Annotated in this window: 24 protein-coding genes; 8 read left to right on the top strand and 16 right to left on the bottom strand. The window is 66.3% G+C overall.

Annotated elements, in window-relative coordinates:
- The first annotated feature begins 23 nt into the window (after nt 1-23).
- Nucleotides 24-989: a zinc ABC transporter substrate-binding protein gene (locus tag RBR52_RS05185; RefSeq protein WP_320376121.1), complete on the top strand. Its 966-nt coding sequence runs from the start codon at nt 24-26 to the stop codon at nt 987-989.
- Between the two features lie 4 nt (nt 990-993).
- Here the strand turns inward: RBR52_RS05185 and dxs are convergent, their stop codons facing one another.
- Genes dxs through RBR52_RS05165 form a run of 4 tightly spaced genes read right to left on the bottom strand, consistent with a single transcriptional unit; the run spans nt 994 to nt 4,719 of the window.
- Nucleotides 994-2,910, bottom strand: a complete 1,917-nt coding sequence (dxs, locus tag RBR52_RS05180; RefSeq protein WP_320376165.1) for a 1-deoxy-D-xylulose-5-phosphate synthase — start codon at nt 2,908-2,910, stop codon at nt 994-996.
- A gap of 15 nt (nt 2,911-2,925) precedes the next feature.
- Nucleotides 2,926-3,438 (bottom strand): disulfide bond formation protein B, encoded by a 513-nt coding sequence (locus RBR52_RS05175; protein ID WP_320376120.1) that lies wholly within the window; start codon nt 3,436-3,438, stop codon nt 2,926-2,928.
- Nucleotides 3,439-3,494: 56 nt separating this feature from the next.
- Nucleotides 3,495-4,466 carry a farnesyl diphosphate synthase gene (locus tag RBR52_RS05170; RefSeq protein ID WP_320376119.1) on the bottom strand — a complete coding sequence of 324 codons (972 nt, stop codon included), beginning with the start codon at nt 4,464-4,466 and terminating at the stop codon, nt 3,495-3,497.
- On the bottom strand, nt 4,453-4,719 hold the full coding sequence (locus RBR52_RS05165; RefSeq protein WP_320376164.1) for an exodeoxyribonuclease VII small subunit: 267 nt from the start codon (nt 4,717-4,719) through the stop codon (nt 4,453-4,455). The genes RBR52_RS05170 and RBR52_RS05165 overlap by 14 nt, the downstream gene beginning before the upstream one ends.
- A 135-nt stretch (nt 4,720-4,854) precedes the next feature.
- Here RBR52_RS05165 and RBR52_RS05160 point away from each other — a divergent pair, with 135 nt between their 5' ends.
- The 4 genes from RBR52_RS05160 to RBR52_RS05145 all read left to right on the top strand — a co-directional run bounded on the left by RBR52_RS05160 (nt 4,855) and on the right by RBR52_RS05145 (nt 7,983).
- Complete coding sequence (locus RBR52_RS05160; RefSeq protein ID WP_320376118.1) at nt 4,855-5,961, top strand: aromatic ring-hydroxylating dioxygenase subunit alpha; 1,107 nt, start codon at nt 4,855-4,857, stop codon at nt 5,959-5,961.
- 99 nt (nt 5,962-6,060) lie between these two features.
- Nucleotides 6,061-6,924, top strand: a complete 864-nt coding sequence (locus RBR52_RS05155; protein WP_320376117.1) for a sulfurtransferase — start codon at nt 6,061-6,063, stop codon at nt 6,922-6,924.
- Between the two features lie 114 nt (nt 6,925-7,038).
- Nucleotides 7,039-7,473, top strand: a complete 435-nt coding sequence (locus RBR52_RS05150; RefSeq protein ID WP_320376116.1) for a universal stress protein — start codon at nt 7,039-7,041, stop codon at nt 7,471-7,473.
- A 75-nt stretch (nt 7,474-7,548) separates the two neighbouring features.
- Nucleotides 7,549-7,983, top strand: coding sequence for a universal stress protein (locus RBR52_RS05145; protein ID WP_320376115.1), 435 nt, complete (start codon nt 7,549-7,551; stop codon nt 7,981-7,983).
- 143 nt (nt 7,984-8,126) lie between these two features.
- Here the strand turns inward: RBR52_RS05145 and RBR52_RS05140 are convergent, their stop codons facing one another.
- The 9 genes from RBR52_RS05140 to RBR52_RS05100 all read right to left on the bottom strand — a co-directional run bounded on the left by RBR52_RS05140 (nt 8,127) and on the right by RBR52_RS05100 (nt 18,896).
- Entirely contained in the window at nt 8,127-9,044 is a 918-nt protein-coding gene (locus tag RBR52_RS05140) for a dienelactone hydrolase family protein (RefSeq protein ID WP_320376114.1), read from the bottom strand.
- 263 nt (nt 9,045-9,307) lie between these two features.
- Nucleotides 9,308-10,363: an adenosine deaminase gene (locus RBR52_RS05135; RefSeq protein ID WP_320376113.1), complete on the bottom strand. Its 1,056-nt coding sequence runs from the start codon at nt 10,361-10,363 to the stop codon at nt 9,308-9,310.
- Nucleotides 10,364-10,388: 25 nt separating this feature from the next.
- Nucleotides 10,389-11,471, bottom strand: coding sequence for a BMP family ABC transporter substrate-binding protein (locus tag RBR52_RS05130; protein WP_320376112.1), 1,083 nt, complete (start codon nt 11,469-11,471; stop codon nt 10,389-10,391).
- Nucleotides 11,472-11,543: 72 nt separating this feature from the next.
- Entirely contained in the window at nt 11,544-12,464 is a 921-nt protein-coding gene (locus RBR52_RS05125) for an ABC transporter permease (protein WP_320376111.1), read from the bottom strand.
- Nucleotides 12,465-12,476: 12 nt separating this feature from the next.
- Nucleotides 12,477-13,622, bottom strand: coding sequence for an ABC transporter permease (locus RBR52_RS05120; RefSeq protein WP_320376110.1), 1,146 nt, complete (start codon nt 13,620-13,622; stop codon nt 12,477-12,479).
- Nucleotides 13,609-15,141, bottom strand: coding sequence for an ABC transporter ATP-binding protein (locus tag RBR52_RS05115; RefSeq protein ID WP_320376109.1), 1,533 nt, complete (start codon nt 15,139-15,141; stop codon nt 13,609-13,611). Before RBR52_RS05115 ends, RBR52_RS05120 begins: the two co-directional genes overlap by 14 nt.
- An 83-nt stretch (nt 15,142-15,224) precedes the next feature.
- Nucleotides 15,225-16,565 carry a guanine deaminase gene (gene guaD, locus RBR52_RS05110; protein ID WP_320376108.1) on the bottom strand — a complete coding sequence of 447 codons (1,341 nt, stop codon included), beginning with the start codon at nt 16,563-16,565 and terminating at the stop codon, nt 15,225-15,227.
- 13 nt (nt 16,566-16,578) lie between these two features.
- Entirely contained in the window at nt 16,579-17,886 is a 1,308-nt protein-coding gene (locus RBR52_RS05105; RefSeq protein WP_320376107.1) for an NCS2 family permease, read from the bottom strand.
- An 83-nt stretch (nt 17,887-17,969) separates the two neighbouring features.
- Entirely contained in the window at nt 17,970-18,896 is a 927-nt protein-coding gene (locus RBR52_RS05100; RefSeq protein ID WP_320376106.1) for a LysR family transcriptional regulator, read from the bottom strand.
- Between the two features lie 147 nt (nt 18,897-19,043).
- Here RBR52_RS05100 and xdhA point away from each other — a divergent pair, with 147 nt between their 5' ends.
- Genes xdhA through xdhC form a run of 3 tightly spaced genes read left to right on the top strand, consistent with a single transcriptional unit; the run spans nt 19,044 to nt 24,008 of the window.
- Complete coding sequence (gene xdhA, locus RBR52_RS05095) at nt 19,044-20,642, top strand: xanthine dehydrogenase small subunit (protein WP_320376163.1); 1,599 nt, start codon at nt 19,044-19,046, stop codon at nt 20,640-20,642.
- A gap of 10 nt (nt 20,643-20,652) precedes the next feature.
- Nucleotides 20,653-23,157: a xanthine dehydrogenase molybdopterin binding subunit gene (gene xdhB / locus RBR52_RS05090; protein ID WP_320376105.1), complete on the top strand. Its 2,505-nt coding sequence runs from the start codon at nt 20,653-20,655 to the stop codon at nt 23,155-23,157.
- Entirely contained in the window at nt 23,154-24,008 is an 855-nt protein-coding gene (xdhC, locus tag RBR52_RS05085) for a xanthine dehydrogenase accessory protein XdhC (protein ID WP_320376104.1), read from the top strand. Before xdhB ends, xdhC begins: the two co-directional genes overlap by 4 nt.
- Here the strand turns inward: xdhC and RBR52_RS05080 are convergent.
- The 3 genes from RBR52_RS05080 to ilvD all read right to left on the bottom strand — a co-directional run bounded on the left by RBR52_RS05080 (nt 23,977) and on the right by ilvD (nt 26,533).
- Nucleotides 23,977-24,273 carry an addiction module antidote protein gene (locus RBR52_RS05080; RefSeq protein WP_320376103.1) on the bottom strand — a complete coding sequence of 99 codons (297 nt, stop codon included), beginning with the start codon at nt 24,271-24,273 and terminating at the stop codon, nt 23,977-23,979. The two genes, xdhC and RBR52_RS05080, sit on opposite strands and share 32 nt — an antisense overlap.
- 3 nt (nt 24,274-24,276) lie before the next feature.
- On the bottom strand, nt 24,277-24,573 hold the full coding sequence (locus tag RBR52_RS05075) for a type II toxin-antitoxin system RelE/ParE family toxin (protein WP_320376102.1): 297 nt from the start codon (nt 24,571-24,573) through the stop codon (nt 24,277-24,279).
- Between the two features lie 118 nt (nt 24,574-24,691).
- Nucleotides 24,692-26,533 (bottom strand): dihydroxy-acid dehydratase, encoded by a 1,842-nt coding sequence (ilvD, locus tag RBR52_RS05070; protein WP_320376101.1) that lies wholly within the window; start codon nt 26,531-26,533, stop codon nt 24,692-24,694.
- Nucleotides 26,534-26,635 lie beyond the last annotated feature (102 nt).

Genomic DNA, 26,635 nt, shown 5'->3' with positions numbered 1-26,635 from the left:
CTTGTTTTTCTCTCTGGCTCGAAATGTTCTTCCTGCGCCGCATACTTTTTCTATCGACCTTGCTCATCGCTGCGCTGGCCCCGCTTTGCGCCCAGGCGCAAACGCCGCGGGTGGCTGCGAGCATCAAACCCGTGGGCGATCTGGTGGCCGCCGTCATGGACGGGGTGGGCCGGCCGACGGTGCTGATCCCGCCGGGGAATTCGCCTCATACTTATGCCTTCAAGCCTTCCGAGCGCGCCAGCGCCGAGCAGTCGCAGCTTCTGTTCTGGATCGGCCCCGACGTCGAACCGGCGCTGACCAAGATCATCAGGGCGCTGCCGCCCTCGGCGCAGGTGATCACCCTCTCCACCCAGCCTGGCATGGATTTGCTCCCTGCACGTACCGGCGGCGACTGGGAGCGCAAGCGCCCTGCCCCGGCCCTGCCGTCGGCTCAGGTTCAAGGAGATGCGCAGGATCACGCACACACCGGCAGCTTCGACGGCCATGTCTGGCTGTCGCCCACCAACGCCAAGGTCATCTTGCGCAGCGCCGCGCGCGCACTGGCGGCGAAAGACCCGCAGCATGCGGCGCAATACCAGGCCAATGCCGAGCAGGCGGTGCAGCGCATCGATGTCATGACGGCCGAACTCACGGCGCAGCTCGCTCCGGTCAAAAACAAGCCCTTCATCGTGTTTCACGATGCCTATCAATACTTCGAGCATGCCTTCGGGCTGCGCGCGGTCGGCTCGATTCTGGTCAGTCCCGACGCCATGGCCAATGCCCGGCGCGTGAGCCAGATGCGCGACAAGATCAAGTCGCTGGGCGTGGTCTGTGTGTTTGCCGAGCCGCAGTTCGAGCCCCGGCTGGTGCAGACCCTGGTCGAGGGAACCTCTGCGCGGGTCGGCACGCTCGATCCGCTGGGCGGCAAAGGGCCGCTGGGTCTGGAGGGCTACACGCAGCTCATGCGCAATCTGGCCAACAACCTCGACCGATGCCTCGCCGGGCATTGATCGTTTACTCGTTGGCGGCGCGCTGACGCTCGGCCTGCCCGAGCAGGGCGCCGAAACGCTTGCGCACACTCGCGGCGATGCCCGCTGCATCCAGGCCGAGATCGGCCATGATCGCCGCCGGGTCGCCGTGCTCGATCCAGTCATCGGGCAGACCGAGATTGAGCACGGGAATCTGCACGTCGGCCTGCTGCAAGGCCTCCAGGCAGGCCGATCCGGCGCCGCCGCGGATCACCCCTTCTTCCACCGTGACCAAGGCATCGTGGCTGCTTGCCGCGGCCAGCAGCGCGGCGGTATCGAGCGGCTTGACGAAACGCATATTGATCACGCTGGCGTCGAACGCTTCGGCCGCCTGCAGCGCCGCATAAAGCACCGGGCCGAAGGCCAGAATGGCGATGCGCCGTCCCGGTTTGGCGCCGCTGGCGCGCCGCGGCTGCGCCCGTCCCCAGGGCAATTCGGTGAGTGAGGACTGCACGGCAATGCCCGCGCCGCTGCCGCGCGGATAGCGCACCGCCGCCGGACCCTCGTGACGGTAGGCGGAGGTGAGCAGTTGCCTGCACTCGTTTTCGTCCGCCGGAGTCAGGACGCTCACGCCGGGCACGCAGCGCAGGAAGGGAATGTCGTAGGCGCCGGTGTGCGTCGCTCCATCCGCGCCCACCACGCCGGCTCGGTCCACCGCGAACAGCACCGGCAGGTTCTGAATGGCGACGTCGTGGATCACCTGGTCGTATCCGCGCTGCAGGAAGGTGGAATAGATCGCCACCACGGGTTTGAGCCCCTCGCAGGCCAGACCCGCGGCAAAGGTCACCGCGTGTTGCTCGGCGATGCCGACATCGAAATAGCGCTGCGGAAAGCGCTCGGCGAACTCGACCAGGCCAGAGCCCTCGCGCATGGCCGGGGTGATGCCCACCAGCCGCGCATCGGCCTGCGCCATATCGCACAGCCACTGACCGAACACCTGGGTGAAGGTGGGCGGCTTGCCCGGCTTGCCCGGCGCCAGGCCCACGGCGGGATCGAACCGCCCGGGTCCGTGATACGCCACCGGATCGGCTTCGGCCAGCTTGTAGCCCTGACCCTTCCTGGTCACGACGTGCAGCAGAATCGGGCCGTGCATGTCGCGCAGGTTGTGCAGGGTGGGAATGAGCGCATCGAGGTCGTGGCCATCGATCGGCCCGAAATACTTCACTCCGAGTTCCTCGAACAAGGGCGAAGGCGCCACCAGCCCTTTGGCATATTCCTCCAGGCGGCGCGCCAGGCCGAGCAACGGCGGCGCGGCGCTGAGCACTTGCTTGGCGGTGCTGCGCGCGGCGGTGAACAAGCCGCCCGACAGCAGGCTGGTGAGGTGGCGATTGAGCGCGCCCACCGGCGGCGAGATCGACATGTCGTTGTCGTTGAGCACGATGAGCAGATCGGCCTCGGGGTGTACCCCAGCGTTGTTGAGCGCCTCGAAGGCCATGCCGCCGGTGAGCGCGCCGTCGCCGATGACGGCCACCACGCGGCGTGATTCGCCCTTGCGCTGCGCCGCCAGCGCCATGCCCAGCGCAGCCGAAATGGAGGTGGACGAATGCGCCGTGCCGAAGGTGTCGAACGGCGACTCCTCGCGGCGCGGAAAACCGGAGATGCCGCCCATCTGCCGCAAACCGCGCATGGCCTCGCGCCGGCCGGTCAGAATCTTGTGCGCATAGGTCTGGTGCCCCACGTCCCACACCAGCCGGTCGTAAGGCGTGTCGAACACGGCGTGCAGCGCGATGGTCAATTCCACGGTGCCGAGGTTCGACGACAGATGCCCGCCGGTGCGCGACACCGATTGCAGGATGAATTCGCGCAGTTCAACGGCCAGTTGCCGCAGGTGCGCGCGGTCGAGTGCGCGCAGATCGGCGGGGGTGGCAATACGGTTCAGCAAGGGAAACGAAGCAGTCACGATGGGATAACGCCAGGGTCAGCGTGTCGATGAGGGGGCGCGGCGCAGCAATGCGGCCAGCAGCAGCGCCGAGGTCAGGATGAATCCGGCGGCCGACCAGAACGGCAGCGCCAGACCGAACACCGAAGGCGTGTCGGCGCACAGACCGTCCGCACGGAACATCCATGGCGCCCACTGCGTCACCGCCCAGTGGTTGATGACCGCGGCCAGCGGGTCCAGGCCGCAGAGCTGCCCTGGGTGGAGGACGAGCCAGATGTGCCGGGCAGCAAGGCCCAGACCGGCAAGGCCGCTGAGCACCCCGAAACCCAGCACGACGCGCGCGGCAAGCTGCCTATTCGATTGCATCTGCGGGCGCATCAGACCGATGGCCGAAAGAGCGAAAACCAGCACGCCCAGATAGGCCATGCGCTGCAGGATGCACAGCGGACAGGGGGCGAATCCCCTGCGCTGCAACCACAGTGCCCCACCCAAGGCGCCCAGCGCAGTGGCCGCAGCGACACAGGGGAGCGCGCAGGTGTGGCGAATCGTCATGATGGCAGTCGTTGAGCCATTTGAACGGTCCGGGACAGGAGTGAAGCCATGTGCGATCAATATCCGCGCAGCACGATCAGATCCGCCAGGTCGCGCAAGCGCCGGCTAGCAGCGCGTTGCGACGGCGGCAGGGTGTCGAGCGCGGCCTGCGCCTTGTCGCGCAGCTCCTGTGCCAGGGTGCGGGCCGCATCCAGACCCAGCGCGGAAACGTAGGTGAACTTGTTTTGCTGCGCGTCCTTGCCCGCGGTCTTTCCGAGCGTACGGGAATCGGCGGTCACATCCAGAATGTCATCCACCACCTGAAAAGCCAGACCCACCGCATCGCCATAGGTTGACAAGGCGGCATGCGTTTGCGCTGCATGGGCCGAATCGAACCCTCCGCACGCCGCGCCCATCAGCACGCTGGCCTTGAGCAAGGCGCCCGTCTTGCGGCTGTGCATGTTCATCAAATCGTCACTGCTGAGCGCCCCGCCGGTGGCCAGGATGTCCAGCGTCTGCCCTCCCGCCATGCCTTCGGCGCCGGAGGCGCGCGACAGCAGCGCACACAGGCGCGCCTGCAGCGCCGGGGCGATATCTTCCTCTGGCGTCAGCACTTCATAGGCCAGGGCCTGCAAGGCGTCGCCCGCGAGCAAGGCCAGCGCTTCACCGAATCGCACATGGGTCGTGGGTTGACCGCGCCGCAGCACGTCATCGTCCATGCAGGGCAGATCGTCGTGCACCAGCGAATAGGCATGCACCAGTTCCACCGCGCAGGCGGCACGGTCCAATGCCCGCTCATCGGCCTGCACGCACTCGCCCGCGGCCCACACCAGAAGAGGACGCACGCGCTTGCCGCCCAGCGCTGCGGCATAGTGCATGGCCTCATGCAAGCGCGGCACCAGCGGATGTTGCTGCGGCACGAAGCGCTCGATCAGGCGCTGCGCCCGGGCCTGGTGCTGGTGCAGCCACAGATCGAAGGGCTGCGCGCCATTCATCGCGGCGGAACCCGGCGACACGCTCTCGAGTTGCAAAGCCTCAGACACGGTCATCCTCCTCTTCGGGTTCCGGGCTCAAGGGTTTGAGCTGCTCGCCATCGAGCACCTGAACCTGCTGTTCCACCGCCTGCAGCTTGCCGCGGCAATACTGCAGCAGCAGATTGCCGCGCTTGTAGGACGACAAGGTGTCGTCGAGGCTGAGCTGCCCGCCTTCCATGGCCTGAACGATCTGTTCGAGTTCGGCCAGAGCCTGTTCATAGCTAGCTGGGGCCTGATCGGCAGGGCGGACGGACTTGGCGACGGGCATCTTGTGTGTGGGAGAGGGAGGCAAGGCTGGCATTTTAGGCGCCGCATCATGGCTCGGCGGCAAACATGGGCTCTACAATCGGCCGCGTGTTACGTGTGGGTATTTTTCAACGAATTGTGGAGGTGCATCGCCATCATGTCCGATCTGAGCATTCGTCTGTCGCAGGATCATTTGCAATTGCCGGTTTCGACCTATTTCGATGACGACCTGTTCAAGCTGGAGCTGGAACAGATTTTCCGCTCCGGCCCGCGCTATCTCGGACATGAGCTCACGGTGCCCAAGATCGGCGACTACGCCGCGCTCGCCCAGGAGGGCGAAGGCCGCGCGCTGATTCACGGCCCCGAGGGCATCGAATTGCTCTCCAACGTCTGCCGTCACCGCCAGGCCGTGATGCTGCGCGGCATGGGCAGCACGGGCAAGAACATCGTCTGCCCGCTGCATCGCTGGACTTACGGACTCGACGGTCAGCTCGTCGGCGCCCCGCACTTCGAGCAAGACCCCTGCCTGCATCTGCAGGCCTACCCGCTGCAGCGCTGGAACGGCATGCTGTTCGAGGACAACGGCTACCCCGTGGCGCAGACCATGGAACAACTGGCCGTGCTCAAGGAGTTCGATTTCACCGGATTCGTGCACGACCACACCGAAATGCACGTGTGCAACTACAACTGGAAGACCTTCATCGAGGTCTACCTGGAGGACTACCACGTCGTGCCCTTCCATCCGGGGCTGGGCAAGTTCGTCGACTGCAGCGTGCTGCAATGGCAGTTCGCGCCGGAGTGGAGCGTGCAGACCGTCGGCGTGCATGAGGGTCTGCAGCACCCGGGCAGCGCGGTCTACAGCAAGTGGCATCAGGCGGTGCTCAACTTCCGCTCCGACAAAAAGCTGCCCGAGCACGGCGCCATCTGGCTCACGCTCTATCCCAACATCATGCTGGAGTGGTATCCGCATGTGCTGGTCATTTCCACCCTGTTCCCGCTCGCGCCGCAGAAAACCCTGAACATGGTGGAGTTTTTCTACCCCGAGGAAATCGCGGCGTTCGAGCGTGAATTCATCATGGCCGAGCGCGCGGCCTATATGGAAACCTGCGCGGAAGACGACGAAATCGCCGAGCGCATGGATGCCGGTCGCAAGGCGCTGTTCGAACGCGGCGACGACCAGCATGGCCCCTATCAGTCGCCGATGGAAGACGGCATGCGCCACTTCCACGCCTGGTATCGCGACAAGCTGCAGGTTCCGGCCTGAGTTGCTGTCCGCCTCATTCCCGCCCCGCATCGGTGGCATGCCGCTGCGGGGTTTTTGCTTTATGGTTCGGCTCTCACCTTTTGACGAAGGCTTCGCATCATGTCTGCCCCCTACACCACCCTGATTTCCGCGTCTGATCTGGCCGCGTTGAAGGGCGCTTTCATCGTCGACTGCAGCCACGATCTCGCCCAGCCCGAAGCCGGCCAGTTCGCCTACGAGCAGGCGCACATCCCCGGCGCGATTTTTCTCCATCTCGACCGCGATCTGTCGGCCCCCAAGACCGGCCGCAACGGCCGTCACCCTCTGCCCGATCCCGATGCTTTCGCCGCCCGGCTCGCCCAGCTCGGCCTGTGTCGAGACCAGCAGGTCGTCGCCTACGACCGTGCGGGCGGCAGCTTCGCCGGGCGCCTGTGGTGGATGCTGCGCTGGCTCGGCCACGACGCGGCGGCCGTACTCGACGGCGGCTGGCAGGCCTGGATGGCCGCAGGCGGCGTCAGCGAGAGTGCGGTACCGGCGGCTCGTGCGCCGGGCGACTTCGGCCGCCGCCCCGCACGGGTGGGCGCAGTGCCTGCCCGTGATGTGCTCGACAATCTGCGCAGCGGCAAACATCTCATTCTGGACGCGCGCGCGCCGGAGCGCTATGCCGGCGAGATCGAGCCGATCGACCCGGTCGGCGGGCATATTCCGGGCGCGAAAAACCGCTTCTTCCAGACCAATCTGCAACCCGACGGCACCTTCAAGTCGCGCGAGCAATTGCGTGAAGAGTTCACCGCGCTACTCGAAGACTGGGACCCGCGCGACGTGATCCATCACTGCGGCTCGGGCGTGACGGGCTGCCACAATCTGCTGGCGATGACCCACGCCGGCATGGACGGCAGCCTGCTCTATCCCGGCTCGTGGAGCGAATGGTGTGCCGATCCGTCGAACCCTGTCGCCACCGGCCATCCGCCTGCCAAGGCCTGACAGTCTTGTCGGTTTGATCTGCAACAAGTCAGGCGATACATTCGGGGAGCAGCATATGGCAAGTGCCTGAGTTTTCATCGAGGGCTGTTTCTTACAATCAAAATGGAGATCGACATGTATAAAAAGATACTCGTCCCCACCGACGGTTCCGATACCGGCGGCAAAGTGATTCCCCACGCGGTTGCGCTGGCCAAAAGCTGCGGCGCCGAAGTGATCGGCCTGAACGTCACCGATCCTTATCCTTATTCCGGTCTCGCCGAGACCGTGCCGATTACCGCTGAGCAGTACCGCGTGCATGTCACGCAACAGGCGGAAGACGCCCTCAAGCCGCTGCAGGACGCCTGCAAGGCCGCGGGAGTCCCGTTCGAGCCCGTCATCGCCGAAGACATCCACCCCTGGAAGGCCATGCTCGATGTGGCCAAGGATCGGGGCTGCGACGTGGTCGTCATCGCCTCGCACGGACGCCGCGGCATGCAGGCCCTGCTGCTGGGCAGTGAAACGCAAAAGCTGTTGACCCATTCCACCATCCCGGTGCTGGTTCTGCGCTGACCGACTCCGCCGGGGTTGTGAACCTGTGAAAGCCGCAGCCCCGGCGCCTTCCACTTTTCCAACCGGATCACTCCCATGTTCAATCATCTCCTGTTGTCCACAGACGGCTCGGATCTCGCTGACAAGGCCCTGCCCTATACCGTCGAGCTGGCGAAAAAATTCGGCTCCAAGATCACCGTCTGCTCGGTCATCGATCTTTACCCCTATATCGGCGCGATCGAAGTCATGCCCGTGGGCATGGATCAATGGCAGGAGGAGGTGCGCAAACAAGCCAATGATGCGCTGCAACACTTGAGCGAGCGCATCAACGCTGCCGGACTGAGCTGCGACACCGTGGTGGAAGAAGACGCCCAGGCCTGGCGCGGCCTGCTTGCCGCCGCGCAGAAACAGGGTTGCGACACCATCGTGATGGCATCGCACGGCCGTGGCGGGGTGAGTTCGGCCATGCTCGGCAGCCAGACCGCCCGCGTGCTGTCGCATTCCAAACTGCCGGTGCTGGTGGTGCGCTGAAAAGGCGCGAGCGCAAACGAGAGCGTAAAACGCCGGCAAGGGCGCCTGCGCCATTACGGCGTTTTTGCCGGCTCGCAGGAACGAAGCGGCTCAACCCCTGAGCAGATCGCCCAACGGGAAGAGCTGCGCAAGACCCTTCCCTGTCAGGTCCGTGGCGGCGCGTCGGCGGCGGCCACCTGGTGGCGATGCAGCCAGGCCAGTGCACGGTTCCAGCCGTCTTGGGCGTCCTTGGCGTTGTAGCTGGGCCGGTAGTCGGCGTGAAAGCCGTGGCCGGCATCGGGATATACCACGATTTCGGATGCCCTGGCCGCGGCGCTGCCGATGGCAAGCGCCTTGCGCATCTGCTGCACCGATTCCTGCGTGATGCCCTGGTCCTTGCCACCGTAAAGTCCGAGTACTGGAGCCTTGAGTTCCTTGGCGATGTCCACCGGGTTCCTGGGCGACAGCTCCGATGGCGTGCCGACCAGTCGGCCATACCAGGCCACGCCCGCCTGCACCGGGGCGTGAGCGCAGTAAAGCCAGACGAAGCGCCCGCCCCAGCAGAATCCGGTGATGCCCACATGCCCCACCCTGCCGCCGTTCGCCAGCGCCCAGTTGCGGCAGGCGTCCAGGTCCTGCAGCACCTGGGCGTCGGGCACCTTGGAGATGACCTTGCTCATCACTTCGGCAATGCTGCCATAGGCCATCGGATCGCCCTGCCGCACGAACAGATCGGGCGCCAAGGCGAGATAGCCCTGATGCGCGAAGCGCCGCGCGACATCCGCGATGTATTCGTGCACGCCGAAAATCTCCGACACCACCAGTACCACAGGCAGGTCGCTCCTGCCCTTGGGCTGCGCACGATAGACCGGGATCTTCTGGCCGCCGGAGTCGATCTGCACCTCGGCCGCGTGCAGGCCGTCTGCCGGGGTCTGCACCACGGTCTGTGCCGTCACCGGCCCCGCGGCGACGGCGAAACCCACCCCAAGGGCGGTGCGCACGAAATCACGCCTGGACAGCTCGCCTTCCGGACAACCCGGGGCAAGACTCTGGAATTGCGCTTTCAGATTCTCATTCCACATCGCCGTCTCCCTGCTGGAAAATGTGAGCAGATGCTACAGCGCGGCACAATTTTTCGATTGGCGTGGGGGATATTGCACAGTCGGGCTGCCCGGCATGGGCAGCCCAGGCGCCTTCCTGCTTGCTTAGGAGACTGTCGGGCTTGGGGCGCGGAAAGAACGCGGATTCAAGCCCATCCTCCTGCGTTCCGTACAGGAGCGCAGGAGCGGATCTGCGCCACGGCTGACGGCTTCCTCCAGTCGCTGCAAGCGGTTCATCCCGTCCATCATGCGGCTTGTCTCCACTGCGCATCGAGCCGGGCGATCCACAGCGCCTTGTCGCCGTCGGCGGCGAAGCTGGCCTCCAGGCTGTTGCGCAACAGGGTGTAAGCCTGCGGCGCCCCCAGCGCGGGCTGGGCGGCAAACAACCGGGTGAGGTTGTCGTTCACATAGCCGCCGAAATACGCCGGGTCGTCTGAGTTGACCGTGACCCTCAATCCGGCATCGAGCAATTGCGGCAGGTTGTGCTGCGCCAGATCTGGCATGACGCACAGCCGCACATTCGACAGCGGGCAGACCGTGAGCGGCACCTGCTCGCGCGCCAGGCGCCGCATCAGGGCCGGATCTTCGCTGGCGCGCACGCCGTGGTCGATGCGTTCGACCTTCAGCACATCGAGCGCGCCCTCTATGTAGGCGGGCGGCCCCTCCTCGCCCGCATGCGCCACCGCGTGCAGCCCGAGCTGGCGGGCGCTGGCGAACACCCGCGCAAACTTCTCCGGCGGATTGCCGCGCTCGGATGAATCGAGCCCGATGCCGATCAGATGATCGAGCCAGGGCTGCGCAGCATCAAGCGTCTGCAAGGCGTCCTCTTCGGACAGATGGCGCAGCACGCTCAAAATCCAGCCGACGCTCAGCCCGAGTTCCTCCTGTGCCCGCCGCGCCGCCTGGATGAAGGCCGGCATGAACACCTCGAAACCGACGCCGCGCGCCGTGTGGCTCTGCGGATCGAAAAACGGCTCCACGCGCACCACCTGATCCCGCGCGGCGCGCTGGAAATAGGCCCAGGCCAGATCGAAAAAATCCTGCTCGGTGCGCAGCACATCGCATCCGGCGTAATACAGGTCGAGGAAGGTTTGCAGGTCGGTGAAGGCATAGGCCCTGCGCAGCGCCTGCACATCGGCGTAGGGCAGTGTCACGCCGTTGCGCCGCGCCAGCGCGAAGATCAGTTCCGGCTCCAGCGTGCCCTCGATATGCACATGCAGTTCGGCCTTCGGGCTGGCGCGCAGCAGGTGGGCAACGCGCTCGGCGGGCAAGAGGGGGATGTCGGCATGGGGCATGTTCATCGACTCGCAAAAAAATCGAGCACGCTTACCGCCCCGGCACCTTGCCTTCCACGCCCTTCACATAAAACGTGATGCCGTGGAGGAACTTGTCGTCGGCCACCTGGCCGGCCGCGAGCACCGTCTTGCCGGACTGATCGACGATGGGGCCCTTCCAGATGCTGAAGCTGCCGTTCTTCAGGCCGGCTTCGCGTTCGAGCACGATTTTTTTCAGCGACTCGGGCACCGCCGGGCTGATGTCCTGCAGTTGAATCGTGTCGTGCTTCATGCCCCACCAGTATTGGGCCGGCTTCCAATCGCCCTTGAGCACTTCGGCGGTGAGCATTTCATACAGCGGCGCCCAGTTGATGGTGGCCGAGGCCAGATGCGATTTGCCGCCGAACTTGCTCATATTGCTGTCCCAGCCGAAACCGTATTTGCCCATTTTGGCCGCGGTCTGCAGCACGGCGGGCGAATCGGTGTTCTGGAACAGCACGTCGGCGCCCTGGTTGATCAGCGAGGTCGCGGCTTCGGTTTCCTTCGGCGGATCGAACCACTTGTTCACCCACACCACCTTGGTCTTGATCTTCGGGTTGACCGACTGCGCCCCGAGGGTGAACGAGTCGATGTTGCGAATCACCTCGGGAATGGGCACCGAGCCGACAACGCCCAGCACATTCGTCTTGGTCATGCCGCCGGCGAGCACCCCGGCCAGGTAAGCGCCCTCGTAAGTGCGGGCGTCGTAGGTGCCGACGTTCTTCGCGGTTTTATAGCCGGTGGCGTGCTCGAACTTGACCTTGGGGAAGTCTTTGGCCACGCGCAGCACCGATTCCATATAGCCAAAGCTGGTGGCGAAAATCAGCTTGTCGCCCTGCTGCGCCAGATCGCGGAACACCCGCGCCGAATCCGGGCCTTCAGGCACGCTTTCCACGTACTGCGTCTTGATCCTGTCGCCGAACCTGGCCTGCAGCGCCAGCCGTGCCTGGTTGTGCGCAAAGCTCCAACCGGCATCGCCCACCGGGCCGACATAGACGAAGCCGATCTTCAGCGGATCAGCGGCCTGCGCGGGCGCCGTGGCCATCGCCAGCACGCTGACCACAGCCGCCAGCGCGATCAAGGGTTTTGTGAACATTGTTTTCAACATGGAGTCCTCCGTAAGGTGATCGCAAACTGTATACAAAATTCATGCCCATGACAAACGGATTCATCCCCCCGGGTTGAACGGCTTGCCGATCGACGAGGGCATATTGATGCGGATCCACAGCGGGTTGCGCGACATCAGCGCCAGCACCACGATGGTGGCGATGTAGGGCAGCATCGACAGGAACTGTGACGGAATCTGCACCCCGCTGCCCTGGAAAAAGAACTGCAGCATGGTCACCCCACCGAACAGATAGGCGCCGAGCAGCACGCGCGCCGGGCGCCAGGTGGCGAAGGTGGTCAGCGCCAGCGCGATCCAGCCCCGACCCGCGGTCATGCCCTGCACCCACAACGGCGTGTAGATCACCGACAGATAGGCCCCGGCCACTCCCACCAGCGCCCCGCCGCACATCAGCGCCAGCAGGCGGATGCGCCGCACCGGATAGCCCAGCGCATGCGCCGATTCGGGCGACTCGCCCACCGCGCGCAGCACCAGACCGGCGCGGGTGCGGTCGAAAAACCAGATCAGGCCGAGGGCCAGCAGCACGGTGAAATACACCATCAGGTGATGCCGAAACAGCGCCGGGCCGATGAAGGGCAGATCGCTCAGCCCAGGAATGTCCCAAGGCTGAAAGTTGGGCAGGGTCTTGCCCACATAATCGATGCCGATGAAGGCCGACACTCCGGCGCCGAACAGCGTGAGCGCCAGCCCGGTGGCGTATTGATTGGTGTTGAGCCAGATCACCAGCAGACCCAGGGCGCCCGCCATCAACGCGCCGGCCACGGCCCCCGCGCCAAAGGCGGCCCACTGGTTGCCGGTGTGCAGCGCCACGGCAAAGCCGATGACCGCGGCCATCAGCATCATGCCTTCGGCGCCGAGGTTGACCACACCCGATTTTTCGTTGATCAACAGGCCGAGCGAGGCCAGCGCCAGCGGCGTGCCCGCGCTCAGCGTGGTGGCGATGAGAGAAGCGGCCATGTCCATGCGGGATGTCCTTCAGCGCTTGAGAAAACGCAGGGCCGCCGCAAGTTTTCTCACCCCCCTCGGCGCCCTGCAAGGGCGGGCCGGGCGCAGCGCGGTCCCGGGGGCACTCTTGAAGCGCAGGCGGTTGTCGATCAAGGTGTCGCAGGCCAGCAGCGAGAACAGCAGCAGGCCCTGGAACACACCCGTCATCGCATTGGGCAGGCCCAGACGCGACTGCGCCAGCTCGCCGCCGATGTAGAACATCGCCATCAGCGCGCCCGACAGCACGATGCCCACCGGATTGAGCCGCCCGACGAAAGCCACGATGATGGCCGCAAAGCCGTAGCCCTGCGACACTTGCGGCGTGAGCTGCTGCAGCGGGCCGATGGCATCGAGCGCCCCGGCCAACCCGGCGAAACCGCCCGACGTCAGCAGCACCGTCCACAGCGCCTTGCGCGAGGAATACCCGGCGTAGCGCGCCGCGCCCGGCGCCATCCCGCCCACCTGCAAGCGAAACCCAGCCACGCTACGAAACAAAAACACCCACACCAACCCCACGGCGACCAGCGCGATGGGAAAGCCCCAGTTCAGCCGCGTGCCTTCGATCAGATGGCCCAGCAGCGTGGGGTCGGCAAACATCTTGGTCTGCGGAAAGTTGTAGCCCTGCGGGTCTTTCCACGGGCCGTACACCAGGTAGTCGAGCAGGTATTGCGCCACATACACCAGCATCAGGCTGACCAGGATTTCGTTGGCGTTGAACCCGTCGCGCAGCGCCGCCACCAGCGCCGCCCACACCATGCCGCCCAGAATCCCGGCCAGCAGAATGGGCAGCACGATGGCGTGCGAGGTGTGGTCGCCAGCCAGCAACGCCACGCCGCCGCCGAAAATCGCCCCGAGGATGTATTGGCCTTCGGCGCCGATATTCCACACATTGCTGCGGTAACACGCCGCCAGCCCCAGGGCGATCAGAATCAGCGGTGTGGCCTTGAGCGCGAGTTCCGACAGGTTGTAGGCGCTCTTGACCGGCTCCCAAAAGAACATGCTCAGGCCGTGGACCGGGTTCTTGCCGACGGCGAGAAAAATCACCACGCCAAAGGCCACGGTCATGCCCAAGGCCAGCAGCGGCGACAGCCACACCATCGCGCGCGAAGGCGCGCCTCGGGGCTCAAGCCGCAACATCGGCGACCTCCTCCGGCTGATTCGCGCCTTGCGGCCACAGCCCGCTCATCCACAGGCCGATCCGCTCCACCGTCGCCTCGGCGCGGGCGATGGACGGCGACAGCTTGCCGCGCGCCATGACCTGCAGCCGGTCGGCGATCTCGAACAGCTCGTCGAGCTCTTCCGAGACGACCAGCACGGCGCAGCCCGCATCGCGCAGCGCCAGCAATTCGGCGCGGATCTGCGCCGCAGCGCCCACGTCCACGCCCCAGGTCGGTTGCGCCACGATGAGCACACGGGGCCGACCGAGTATTTCGCGGCCGACGATGAACTTTTGCAGATTGCCGCCCGACAGACTGCGCGCCGCCGCCTGCGGCCCGCCCGCCTTGACGCCGAAGCGGACGATCACCGCCTGCGCCTGCTCGCGCAGCGTCTGGCGGCGGATCAGCCCGCGCGAAGCAACCTCGTCCGGACGCGCGGTCAGCAGCATGTTCTGCTCCAGCGACATCACCGGCACCGTCGCCCGCCCCAGGCGTTCTTCCGGGATGAAGTGCAGCCCGCGCTTGCGGCGCGCTCCCGGCCCGAGCGCGCCCACCGGCTCGCCCGCCAGCTTCACCGCCGCGGGCCGTGCGCGCCGGTCTTCACCCGACATCGCGGCGAGCAACTCCTGCTGGCCATTGCCCGACACGCCGGCGATGCCCAGAATTTCGCCTGCGCGCACCTGCAGCGAGAGATGCTCGATGGCGACGCTGAAATCCCCATCGCCCGGAAGTTGCAGATCGTCCACCTGCAGCAGCACCGCGCCGGGCTGCGACGGCCGGTGTTGCAGCGCGGGCGGATCGGCGCCGATCATCAGCCGCGACAGGCTGGCCTCGGTTTCCCGGGCGGGATCGACACGCCCGCTCACCCTGCCCCCGCGCAGCACCGTGCAGTGGTGGCACAGGCTGCGGATTTCGTCGAGCTTGTGGCTGATATAGAGAATGCTGCAGCCGTCTGCGGCGAGCTGGCGCAGCACGACGAACAGCTTTTCGACCGCCTGCGGCGTCAGCACCGACGTCGGCTCGTCGAGAATGAGCAGCCTGGGACCTGCCAGCAGGCAGCGGATGATTTCCACCCGCTGGCGCTCGCCGACCGACAGGGTGTGCACCGGGCGGCGCGGCGCGCAGTCCAGGCCGTAACGCGCCGAGATGTCGGTGATGCGCGTTTCCACCTCGGACAGGCTGATGCGGCGTCCCAGACCCAGCCAGATGTTCTCTGCGGCGGTGAGGGTATCGAACAGCGAGAAGTGCTGATACACCATGGCGATGCCCAGATCGCGGGCCATGCCGGGGTTTTTCATGCGCACCGGCCTGCCCTCCCACAGGATTTGCCCCGCATCGGGCTGCACCGCGCCGTAGATGATTTTCATCAGCGTGGACTTGCCTGCACCGTTCTCGCCCAGCACCGCATGGATTTCCCCGGCGGCGACCGTCAGGCTGATGTCGTCGTTGGCCTTGACGCCGGGATAGGACTTGCTGATGTGTTCGAGCGAAAGCCGCATGGAAGAAACCGAATGAAGCAGGGCGAGGTGGATTTCCGGATTGTCCTATACCGGCGACGCGCAGATGCGCACCCGGAATGGCTTCACCCGGGTCGATACCGCAACTGTCCCAGCACATACGTGGCGGCGACATTGCGTTCGTCGGCCAGTAGCATCCACGCGAACAAACGCTCATGCAAGCTGCGTGCCATGTCCTGCCGCCGTTGCTGCACGGCCCCCTCGGCCCAGCGCCACACCACCACGTCTGCCGCGGTGCCGGGGGCGAAGTGGCCGATCTCGTGCTCCAGATCGAGGGCGCGTGCCGCGCCGCGGGTGACGGCGTAAAGCCCCTGCCAGGCCGTCATGCGCTGGCCCTGCAGCGCCAGCACCTTGTAGCCGTCGGCCAGGGTGCGCAACTGGCACAGGCTGGTGCCGCCGCCCACGTCGCTCGCCGGCGCCACGCCCACACCGGCGGCCTCGGCTTTGGCCCAGTCGAACAGGCCGCTGCCCAGAAACAGGTTGGACGACGGCGAGAAGGCGATGCTGCTGCCGGTCTGCGCCAGGCGCTCGCGGTCGGCATCGTCGAGCCAGATGCCATGCGCCAGCACGCTGCGGCGGGTGAGCAGACCCCGGCGGTCGTACACGTCGAGGTAGCTGCGGCTGTCGGGAAACAGCTCGGCGATCCAGCGCACCTCATCGCGGCTCTCGGCCACATGCGTCTGCATGTACAGCCCCCCGGCGCGTTGGGCGTAGCGCTGCAGCAGCTCTGCGGCCATGGCCAGTTGCGCGTCGCTGCTGGTGGCGGCGAAGCGCGGCGTCACGGCGTAGGCCAGGCGGTCCACGCCATGCCAGCGCTCGATCAGCTGGGTGCAGTCTGCTTCAGCCTGCACGACGTCATCGCGCAGGTCGGGCGGGCAGTTGCTGTCCATCAACACCTTGCCGGTGATGAGCCGCATGCCGAGTTGACGGCCTGCTTCGAACAGCGCTTCGCTACTGGTCTTGTGCACCGTGGCAAACACCAGCGCCGACGTGGTGCCGTGCGCCAGCAGCGCGTGCACAAAGCGCTCGGCCCCCTGCCGGCTCTGCTCGGGATCGGCGTAGCGCGCTTCGGCCGGGAAGGTGTAGCGCTCCAGCCAGTCGAGCAGCGCCGCACCATACGAGGCGATGACATCGAGCTGCGGCGCGTGCACATGCGGGTCGATGAAGCCCGGCAGCACCAGGTGGCCGCGCCAGTCCTGCCGCGTCCAGCTCGCGTCGGGCGGGTCGTCGGCGGGGTGCACCGCCTGCACCCGGCCTTGGTCGATCAGCAGCCAGCCGTCGGGCTCGAAGCGCACGGCACCGGTGGCGTCCTCGTTCCAGCCGGGATCGCGCAGGAAGTGGAGGATGTCGCCGCGCAGCGCCTTTCGCGCGCCGTCGGATGCGGGTAAAGACTTCGTGAAATTCATGATGTGAACTGATTCAGTCGGAAGGAAACAGCGCATAACGCAACAGGAACAACCCTGCCACGACCCACAGGGCCGGATGCACTTCGCGTGCCCGCCCGGTCAGCAGCTTGAGCGCGGCGTACATGATGAAGCCGAACGCCAGCCCGTTGGCGATGGAATAGGTGAACGGCATGATCAGCGCCGCCAGCGCGGAGGGCACCGATTCGGTGATGTCGCTCCAGTCGATTTCCAGCAGCTCGCGCATCATCAGCCCGGCAACGTAGAGCAAGGCCGGTGCCGTAGCGTAGGCGGGCACGACCGCGGCCAGCGGCGCGATGAACAGCGCGGCGAGAAACAGCAGGCCGACGACCAGCGCCGTCAACCCGGTGCGCCCGCCCGCCTGCACCCCGGAGGCGCTCTCGATATAGGCGGTGGTACTGCTGGTGCCCAGCAGCGAGCCGGAGAAGATGGCCAGGCTGTCGGCGAACAATGCCCGTCCCAGGCCGCTTTGGCCGTCCGTGGCTCCCTCTTTGAGCAAGCCAGCCTTGCGGGCGATACCGGTCAGCGTACCGGTGGCGTCGAAAATCTCCACCAGCACGAACACCAGGATGATGTGGAAAAACCCGGCGTGCAGCGCACCCAGGATGTCGAGCTTGAGAAAGGTCGGCGCGATGCTCGGCGGCATGGAAACCAACCCCCGATACTGGGTCAAACCCAGCGCCATGCTGGCCAGCGTCACCGCCACGATGCCCAGGAGGATCGCGCCGCGCACCTGCCAGTAGTCGAGCAGCGCGATGAGCAGAAATCCGCCCGCAGCCAGCACCACGGGTAGCGAGGCCAGATTGCCCAGCCCCACCTTGGTGGCCGGATTCGCCACCACGACGCTCGCGTTCGACAGCGCAATGATCGCCAGGAACATGCCGATACCCGCAGCAATGGCGCTGCGCAGCGACTTCGGAATGCCCGCCACCAGCCAGGATCGCACCCCGGTGGCGGTCAGCAGTACGAAGATGCAGCCGGAGATGAACACCGCCCCCAGCGCCTGCTCCCAGGTGAAGCCCATGCCCTTGACCACGGTGAAGGCGAAAAAGGCATTCAGCCCCATGCCCGGCGCCAGTCCGATGGGCCAATTCGCGACAAACGCCATGATCAAGGTGCCCAGCGCCGCCGCCAGACAGGTGGCGACGAACACCGCGTTCTTGTCCATGCCGGTGGTGGACAGGATGTCGGGATTGACGAAGATGATGTACGACATGGTGAGAAACGTCGTCACCCCTGCCAGAATCTCGGTGCGCATATCGGTGCCGTGCGCATCGAGCTTGAACACGGTTTGCAGATTCATGAACAGTCTCCTGGGTTTTAACGCCTCGCTCAGGATGGCGAGGTCGGTAGGCCCGTGCCGCCGCGGCGCGGGGTTGAGAAGGGTCAGCCCGGCGCCTGCGTCGCCGCCTCGCGGACGTGTGCACGCAGCCAGTGGTGCGCTGCGTCCAGATGCACGCGGGCGTGCCACAGCAGGTAATAGGTCAGCGGCGGAAACGGCACCGGGCAGGGGATGATGCGCACCGGCAAACCGGCGTCCACATAGCGCTGGCAGAAGCGGCGCCCGGTGGTCAGCACCAGCAGGCTGCGCGCCACCAGGCCTGGAATGAGGTTGAAAAAGGCGCAATGTACCGTGACGTTACGCTGCAGCCCCAGATGGTGCAGATGCTGGTCGATCACCCCTTCTCCAGCAGCGCGCAGCGGCGACGGTGCCACATGCTCGGCCTTCAGATACTGATCCAGATCCAGACCGCGCCGTAGCGCGGGATGATCGGCGGCGACGAGGCAGACGATCTCGTCTTCGAGCAGCGGCGCAAGGTGCAGATCCTGCGGCGGCTCCAGCCAGTTGCCCAGTACGGCATCGACATCCCCGGACGCCAGCGCATGGCGGTAATCCAGCGCGGCCGACAGCGGCAGCACATCCACTCCGCACAGGGGCGCCTCGCGTTTGAGCGTGGCGATGAGCTGGGGCAGAAAGGCCGGGTCCATGTAGTCGGCGGCTGCCAGACGAAACAGGCGGGTGCTGTGCATCGCATCGAAGGATCCCTTGCCCCCGAGCAAGCGCTGCGCCTCCCGCAGGATGCAGGCGCTGGGCTCGATCAGGCTGGCGCCGAAGGCCGTGGGCACCATGGCATTGCCGCTGCGCACCAGTAATTCGTCGCCGGTGAGGGTGCGCAGGCGGCGCAGCGCCCCGCTCACGGCGGGCTGGGAAGTGCCCAGCCGCATCGCGGCGCGGGAAACGTTCGATTCGGTCAGCACGGTATGCAGAACCCGGATGAGGTGCAGGTCGATGGAGTCCAGTGCATTGTTCATGGTGCAGTGCCTTGCGGCATCAGCCGCCGCGCATGTTTTGTATACAGTTCAGCATATGTCAATCGCGGCCAAACGTGGCCCAATACTTGCTGCAAGATGCGCAACTAGGATTTTCGCGTGATGAAGACCGACGACCCCGAATCCACCATGGACCCCCAACCCATCCGCTTCGTCCATCGCGGCCAGATCACCGAAGTCAGCGGCCTGCCCGTCACGACCACCGTGCTGCAGTGGCTGCGCGAACACGCGCACCAGTGCGGCACCAAGGAAGGATGCGCCGAAGGCGACTGCGGCGCCTGCACCGTGGTCGTGGCGGAGCTGGTCGAAGATGACGGCGCCCAGGAGACGAGTGGCGCAATTGCCGTCGGACCTTTGCATCTGCGCCCGGTCAACGCCTGCATCCGCTACCTGCCCACGCTGCAAGGCAAGGCGCTGTTGACGGTCGAAGACCTGCAGAGCCTCGCCCCGGGCCGTGCGCTGCATCCGGTGCAGCAGGCGCTGGTCGTTTGCCACGGCTCGCAGTGCGGCTTCTGCACCCCCGGTTTCGTCATGTCGCTGTATGCCAGCTACGAGCGCCACCAGGGCGCAGGCACCCGGCCGACGCGGCAGCAGCTCGCCGACGACCTTTCGGGCAATCTCTGCCGCTGCACCGGCTACCGCCCCATTCTCGATGCGGGTCAGGCCATGTTCGAGGCGCCACCGGCCCGTCTCGACCCCGAACCCATCGCAGTGTTGCTGCGCCAGATCGCCGAGCGCACGCCGGAGCCTTTTGTGCACGCCGCGCACAACCCCGCCTACCCCGACGCGCAGGGTCAACCCCGCATCGACCATTTCATCGCGCCGCGCACCCTTGCGGAATTTGCCTCAGTCCGGGCCGAACGGCCAGAGGCCAGACTTCTTGCGGGCGCCACCGACATCGGCCTGTGGACCAACAAGCAGTTCCGCGACGTGGGCGATCTGCTCTACCTCGGCGATGTGCGCGAGTTGCAGGCCGTGGAGCACGACGGCGCGCTGCTTCGCATCGGCGCAGCCGTGCCGCTGGAAGACGCCTGGGCCGCACTGGTCAACCACTGGCCCGAGTTGCGCGAAATGGCGCTGCGCTTCGCCGGCCTGCCGGTGCGCCATGCCGGCACCCTGGGCGGCAATGTGGCCAACGGCTCGCCCATCGGCGACGGCGCACCGGTGCTGCTCGCGCTCGACGCCGTGCTGCTGCTGCAACGCGGACCGGCTCTGCGCCGGCTGCCGCTTGCCGCGTTCTATCTCGATTACATGAAAAACGCCCTGCAGCCCGGCGAGTTCCTGCGTGCCATCGAAGTGCCGCTGCCCGCAGCGCACGCGCCCCAGGCCGAGACCCTGCGACTGCGCGCCTACAAACTGTCCAAGCGCTACGACTGCGACATCTCGGCGGTGAGCTGCGGTCTGGCCCTTCGGCTGGATGCGCAGGGCCATGTCGGCCATGTGCGTCTGGCTTTTGGCGGCATGGCGGCGGTGGTCAGGCGCGCTGCGCAGGCCGAGGCAGCGCTGCTGGGTCAGCCCTGGAGTGAAGCCAGCGTGCGCGCGGCGATGCGGTCGCTCGACGCGGACTTCCAGCCCTTGACCGATCTGCGCGCCAGTAGCGCTCATCGGCAGCGCGTGGCACGCAATCTGCTGTGGCGCTTCTGGCTGGAAACCCGTCTCGATGCGCCCCTGCCTGCGAGCCAGACCCGCGTCTGGTCCGGTTCGATGCCCGCGCTGCACACGGTTTGAGGAGCGCCCCATGAACAAGCCCCACGACCCCTTGCCGCTATCGCCCGCCATTCAGAACTTTGCCCGCCAGGACAACACAGCGTGGAGCGAAGCTGAATGGCCCGCCCTGCGCGAAGGCGCCCGCGTCGGCGCCACCCCGCCGCCGGGCCGCCCCAAGGCGGGGTGCGCCCCCTCGGGGGGCAGCGACCGCGAAGCGGGAGCGTGGGGGCCATCCACTCCGCCGCACGAATCCGCGCACTTGCACGTCAGCGGACAGGCTACCTACACCGACGACGCCCCGGAGCTGCTCGGTACGCTGCATGCCGCGCTTGGCCTGTCTCCCATCGCCTGCGGCAAACTGCTGGGCATCGACCTCGACCGCGTGCGTGCCCAGCCTGGTGTGGTCGCGGTCTACACGGCGGCCGACATTCCTGCGGAGAACGATTGCGGCCCCGTGTTGCACGACGACCCCATTCTGGCAGCCGACACCCTGCGTTTCGTCGGTCAGCCGGTATTCCTCGTCGTGGCCACCACACAGACCCTGGCGCGCCGCGCGGCAGCGCTGGCACGCGAGGTGATCCAGGCCGAGGCCCTGCCCGCGCTGCTCACCGCCCGCGAAGCCCATGCCCGAGGCCAGTATGTGCTGCCGCCGATGCACCTGATGCGCGAGACGGCACCCGGCGAACTCCAACGCGCGATGGCCGCCGCCCCGCATCGCCTGCAAGGCAGCCTGAGCGTGGGCGGGCAGGAGCAGTTCTACCTCGAAGGCCAGGTGGCCTATGCCATGCCCACCGAGAACGCGGGGATGCGCGTGCTCTGCTCCACCCAGCACCCCAGCGAGATGCAGCATGTCATCGCGCACATGCTGGGCTGGATGCAGCATCAGGTGCAGGTGGAATGCCGGCGCATGGGCGGCGGTTTCGGCGGCAAGGAATCGCAATCGGCGCAGTTCGCCTGCTGCGCGACGCTGGCCGCCCACCTGCTGCAAAAGCCGGTGAAACTGCGGCTCGACCGCGACGACGACTTCCTCATCACCGGCAGGCGCCACGGTTTCGAGTACGACTACGCCGTCGGCTTCGACGACGCGGGGCGCATCCTCGCCTACGAGGTGACGCTGATCGCCAATGCCGGGCATTCCGCCGATCTGTCGGGCGCAGTGCTCACCCGGGCCATCTGCCATGTGGACAACGCCTATTGGCTGCCCAACGTCGCTATTCACGGTTTCCTCGCCAAGACCAACACCCAGAGCAACACCGCCTTCCGCGGCTTCGGCGGACCACAGGGCGCGCTGGTCACCGAGTTCGTGCTCGACTCCATCGCTCGAAAGCTCGGGCATGACGCCCTTCAGGTGCGCCGCGCCAATTTCTACGGCATCGGCCAGAACAACCACACGCCCTACGGCCAGGGCGTGACCGACAACGTCATCACCCCGTTGGTCGACCAGCTCACGCAGAGTGCCGACTACGCCGCACGCCGCGCCGCCATCGCCCGCTTCAACGCCGATAGCCCGGTGCTCAAGAAGGGTCTGGCGCTCACCCCCGTCAAGTTCGGCATCTCGTTCAATGTCGTGCACCTGAACCAGGCCGGCGCCCTCGTCCATATCTACACCGATGGCAGCGTGCTGGTCAACCACGGCGGCACCGAAATGGGGCAAGGGTTGAACACCAAGGTGGCGCAGGTCGTCGCCGAGGAACTGGGGTTGGACTTCGCCGCCGTGCGCTGCACCGCCACCGACACCCACAAGGTGGCGAACACCTCGGCCACCGCCGCTTCCACCGGGGCCGACCTCAACGGCATGGCCGCGCTCGACGCCGCCAGCACCCTGCGCCAGCGGCTGGCGGCATTCGCCGCCGAGCGCTACGGCGGCCGCACCGAGTCGGTGCGGTTCCGTAGCGGCATGGTGCACGCGGGCAGCACCACCCTGCCCTTTGCCGCCTTGGTGCAGCAGGCCTATCTCGCCCGGGTGCAGTTGTGGAGCGACGGCTTCTACGCCACCCCCGACCTGCATTGGGATGCCGACACGCTCACCGGCCACCCGTTCTACTACTTCGCCTACGGCGCCGCGGTCAGCGAAGTGCTGGTCGATACCCTGACTGGTGAATGGCGGCTGCTGCGCGCCGACCTGCTGCACGATGCCGGCCGGTCGATCAACCCCGCAATCGACATCGGCCAGATCGAAGGCGCCTTCATCCAGGGAATGGGCTGGCTCACCCTGGAAGAACTGATGTGGCATCCCCAAACCGGGCTGCTGCTCACCCACGCCCCCAGCACCTACAAGATTCCCACCGCCAACGATTGCCCGCCTTCGTTGCGCACCGCGCTGTTCGACAACGGTAACGCCCAGCCCACCCTCCATCGCTCCAAAGCCGTGGGCGAACCGCCGCTGCTGCTGCCGTTCTCGGTGCTGCTGGCCATCCGCGACGCGATTTCCGCCGTGGGCAATCACCGCATCGACCCGCCGCTGCGCGCGCCGGCCACGCCCGAAGCCATACTCGATGCCATCGACGCGGTGCGCGCCGAAAGGGCAGAATCATGAAACGCGAACCCGCGCCACACACCCTGCACGAAGGCGAGGCGGCGCAGGCGCCCTGGGTGCGCGTCACGCTCAGCCGGGTGCGCGGCTCGGCCCCGCGCGAGCAAGGCGCCTGCATGCTGGTCGGCGCCACGCTCACGCGCGGCAGCATCGGCGGCGGAAATCTGGAGTACAGGGCCATCGCCACCGCGCGGCAACTGCGCGCGCACTGGGCCGCCGGGGCAACTGAACCCCATCTCGAAAGCCACGCCCTCGGCCCCGCACTCGGGCAATGCTGCGGCGGTCACGTCGAGCTGCGCTACGAGATGGCCGAAAGCGGCGCGCTTCCCGTTCCCGAGCCGCTGTTTCACCTGCAGCTTTTCGGCGCGGGCCATGTGGGCCGGGCGCTGGTGCGCGCCTTGCGTCCCCTGCCCTGCACCATCGACTGGATCGACGAACGCGATGAAATCTTCCCGCCTGAGGCTTTCGCAGCAGCACAGAGCGACGCATGGCCTTCCACCCTGCACGCCCTCGCGGTGGACGCCCCGGAAGCCGAAATCGCCAGCGCCCCGCCCGGCGCCTTCCATCTGGTGATGACGCACAGCCACGACCTCGACTTCCGCCTGGGCGAAACCATTCTGCGGCGCCAGGACATCGGCTGGTTCGGCCTCATCGGCTCGGCCACCAAGCGCGCCCGCTTCGTGCGGCGCTGGCGTGAACGCGGCGTGCCTGACGCGGCGCTGCAGCGGCTGGTCTGCCCGGTGGGGCTCCCCGGCATTCCGGGCAAGGCGCCCGAAGTGATCGCCGCCTCGGTGGCGGCGCAGTTGCTGCAGGTGGCGTCCGTCAGCCGGAAACAGGCTGGGCATGCAGCCTGAGCTTGAGCGCCCGGATGACTTTCATCACCGTGGAAAACTCCGGGTTGCCTTCGGCTGATAACGCCTGATAAAGCCCTTCCCGGGAAATGCCAGTGTCCCGGGCGAGCTGGCTCATGCCGCGCGCACGGGCGATCGTGCCCAACGCAACGCGGATGAGGCTGCCGTCCCCGGGGTCATCCTCGATGCAGGCGTCCAGGTAGGCTGCCATGTCTTCGTCGGATTTCAGGTAGTCCGCCGTGTCGTAGCGGGTGAATTTCTCTGTCATGGTTCAGTCCTTCCAGTCTCTGGCAATGCCGATCGCCCGCTCGATGTCCGTGTCCTGGGTACGCTTATCGCCCCCTGCAAGCAGCACGAGAATCGCTGATCCGCGTCGCATGTAGTACACGCGATACCCCGGCCCATAGTCGATCCGCAGTTCAGACACACCGTCTCGCAAGAGTTTGGTGTCGCCCCGATTGCCAAGCGCCAGACGATCAAGCCGGGCCTGAATACGCGCTCGCGCTTGCCGGTCCTTCAAGCCGTCCAGCCAGCATTGGAAAGCCTGACTCTGGATCAGTTCCAACATGGATGGCATTCTGACTTTACAGAACCCAACCGTCAACCATGGATCACGGGGAGACTGTCAATGAAAATACCTGTAAATACCGGGAAGGAAGTCTCGGCTTTCCCGGGCGCAAACCCTTTCAATCGCCCAACAACTCGGCGTTGCGCACCGCGCCCTTGTCGGCGCTGGTCACCAGCTTGGCGTAGGCCTTGAGCGCCAGGCTCACCTTGCGGGCGCGCGGCGCCGCAGGCTTCCAGCCGCGGGCGTCCTGCTCAACGCGGCGGCGGGCCAGTTCTTCGTCGCTCACATCCACGCGCACCACACGGTTCGGAATGTCGATGACGATCCGGTCGCCTGTGCGCACCAGGCCGATGGCGCCGCCTTCGGCCGCCTCGGGCGACACATGGCCAATGGACAGCCCCGCGGTTCCGCCCGAGAAGCGGCCGTCGGTGATGAGGGCGCAGACCTTGCCCAGGCCCTTGGATTTCAGATAGCTCGTCGGGTAGAGCATTTCCTGCATGCCGGGGCCGCCACGCGGGCCTTCATAGCGGATGACGACCACGTCGCCCGGCTGGATCCGGCCACCCAGAATCGCCTCGACGGCCGCGTCCTGGCTTTCCAGCACCACGGCGGGGCCGGTGAAGGTGAGGATGCTCTGGTCCACGCCGGCAGTCTTGACGATGCAGCCGCGCTCGGCCAGATTGCCGAACAGCACGGCCAGGCCGCCATCGGCGCTGTAGGCGTGTCCGACATCGCGGATGCAGCCCTCGGCACGGTCGGTGTCCAGCGTGTCGTAGCGGCAGCTCTGCGAAAACGCCTTGGTGCTGCGCACGCCGGCCGGGCCTGCGCGGTAAAAGGTCTGCACCTCGTCGCTCGGCTGGCGCGCCACGTCCCAGGCATCGAGCGCGGCGGCAAGCGTTGGCGCGTGCACCGTCGGCACGCCGGTGTCGAGCAGTCCGGCGCGGTCGAGTTCGCCCAGAATGGCCATCACGCCGCCGGCGCGGTGCACGTCTTCGAGGTGATAGTGGCTCGACGGCGCCACCTTGCACAGCGTGGGCACCTTGCGCGAAAGGTGGTCGATGTCGCTCATGCGGAAATCGACGCCGCCTTCCTGCGCCGCCGCCAGCAGGTGCAGCACGGTGTTGGTCGAACCGCCCATGGCGATGTCCAGCGACATCGCATTCTCGAACGCCGCCTTGCACGCGATGCGGCGCGGCAGCACGCTTTCGTCATTGCCCTCGTAGTAACGGCGGGCCAGATCGACGATGGTGCGCCCGGCACGGCGGAACAGTTGCTCGCGGTCGGCATGCGTGGCCACCAGCGAGCCGTTGCCCGGCAGCGACAGGCCCAGCGCCTCGGTGAGACAGTTCATCGAGTTCGCGGTGAACATGCCCGAGCACGAGCCGCAGGTCGGGCAGGCCGAGCGCTCGATGGCCTGCACGTCGGCATCCGACACCTTGTCGTCGGCGGCGGCCACCATGGCGTCGATCAGGTCGAGCGAGATCACCTTGCCGGCCAGCCGCGTCTTGCCCGCCTCCATCGGCCCGCCCGAGACGAAGACCACCGGAATGTTCAGCCGCAGCGCGGCCATCAGCATGCCGGGGGTGATCTTGTCGCAGTTGGAAATGCACACCAGCGCGTCGGCGGTGTGCGCGTTGCACATGTACTCCACGCTGTCGGCGATGATGTCGCGCGAGGGCAGGCTGTAGAGCATGCCGTCGTGTCCCATGGCGATGCCGTCGTCCACGGCGATGGTGTCGAACTCCTTGCCGACGCCGCCGGCGCGCTCGATTTCCTCGATCACGAGCTGCCCCAGGTTCTGCAGGTGCACGTGGCCGGGCACGAACTGCGTGAACGAATTGGCCACCGCGATGATGGGCTTGCCGAAATCGTCGTCCTGCATGCCGGTGGCGCGCCACAGCGCGCGGGCGCCGGCCATATTGCGGCCGGAAGTGCTGGTATGCGAACGGTAGGCGGGCATGGGGCGATTCTCCTGCTTGGAAATGATGGATCGAGGAACAGATTGTCTGAATCCTCGGCTATATTGAACAATACATTTTTGATGGTGGCGCCATACGCCAAA

Origin of the sequence: Thiomonas sp. (assembly GCF_034007205.1) — a bacterium.
GTDB lineage: Bacteria > Pseudomonadota > Gammaproteobacteria > Burkholderiales > Burkholderiaceae_C > Thiomonas.
Note: the sequence above shows the minus strand (reverse complement) of the source record. Positions and strands in the feature narration are given on the sequence as shown.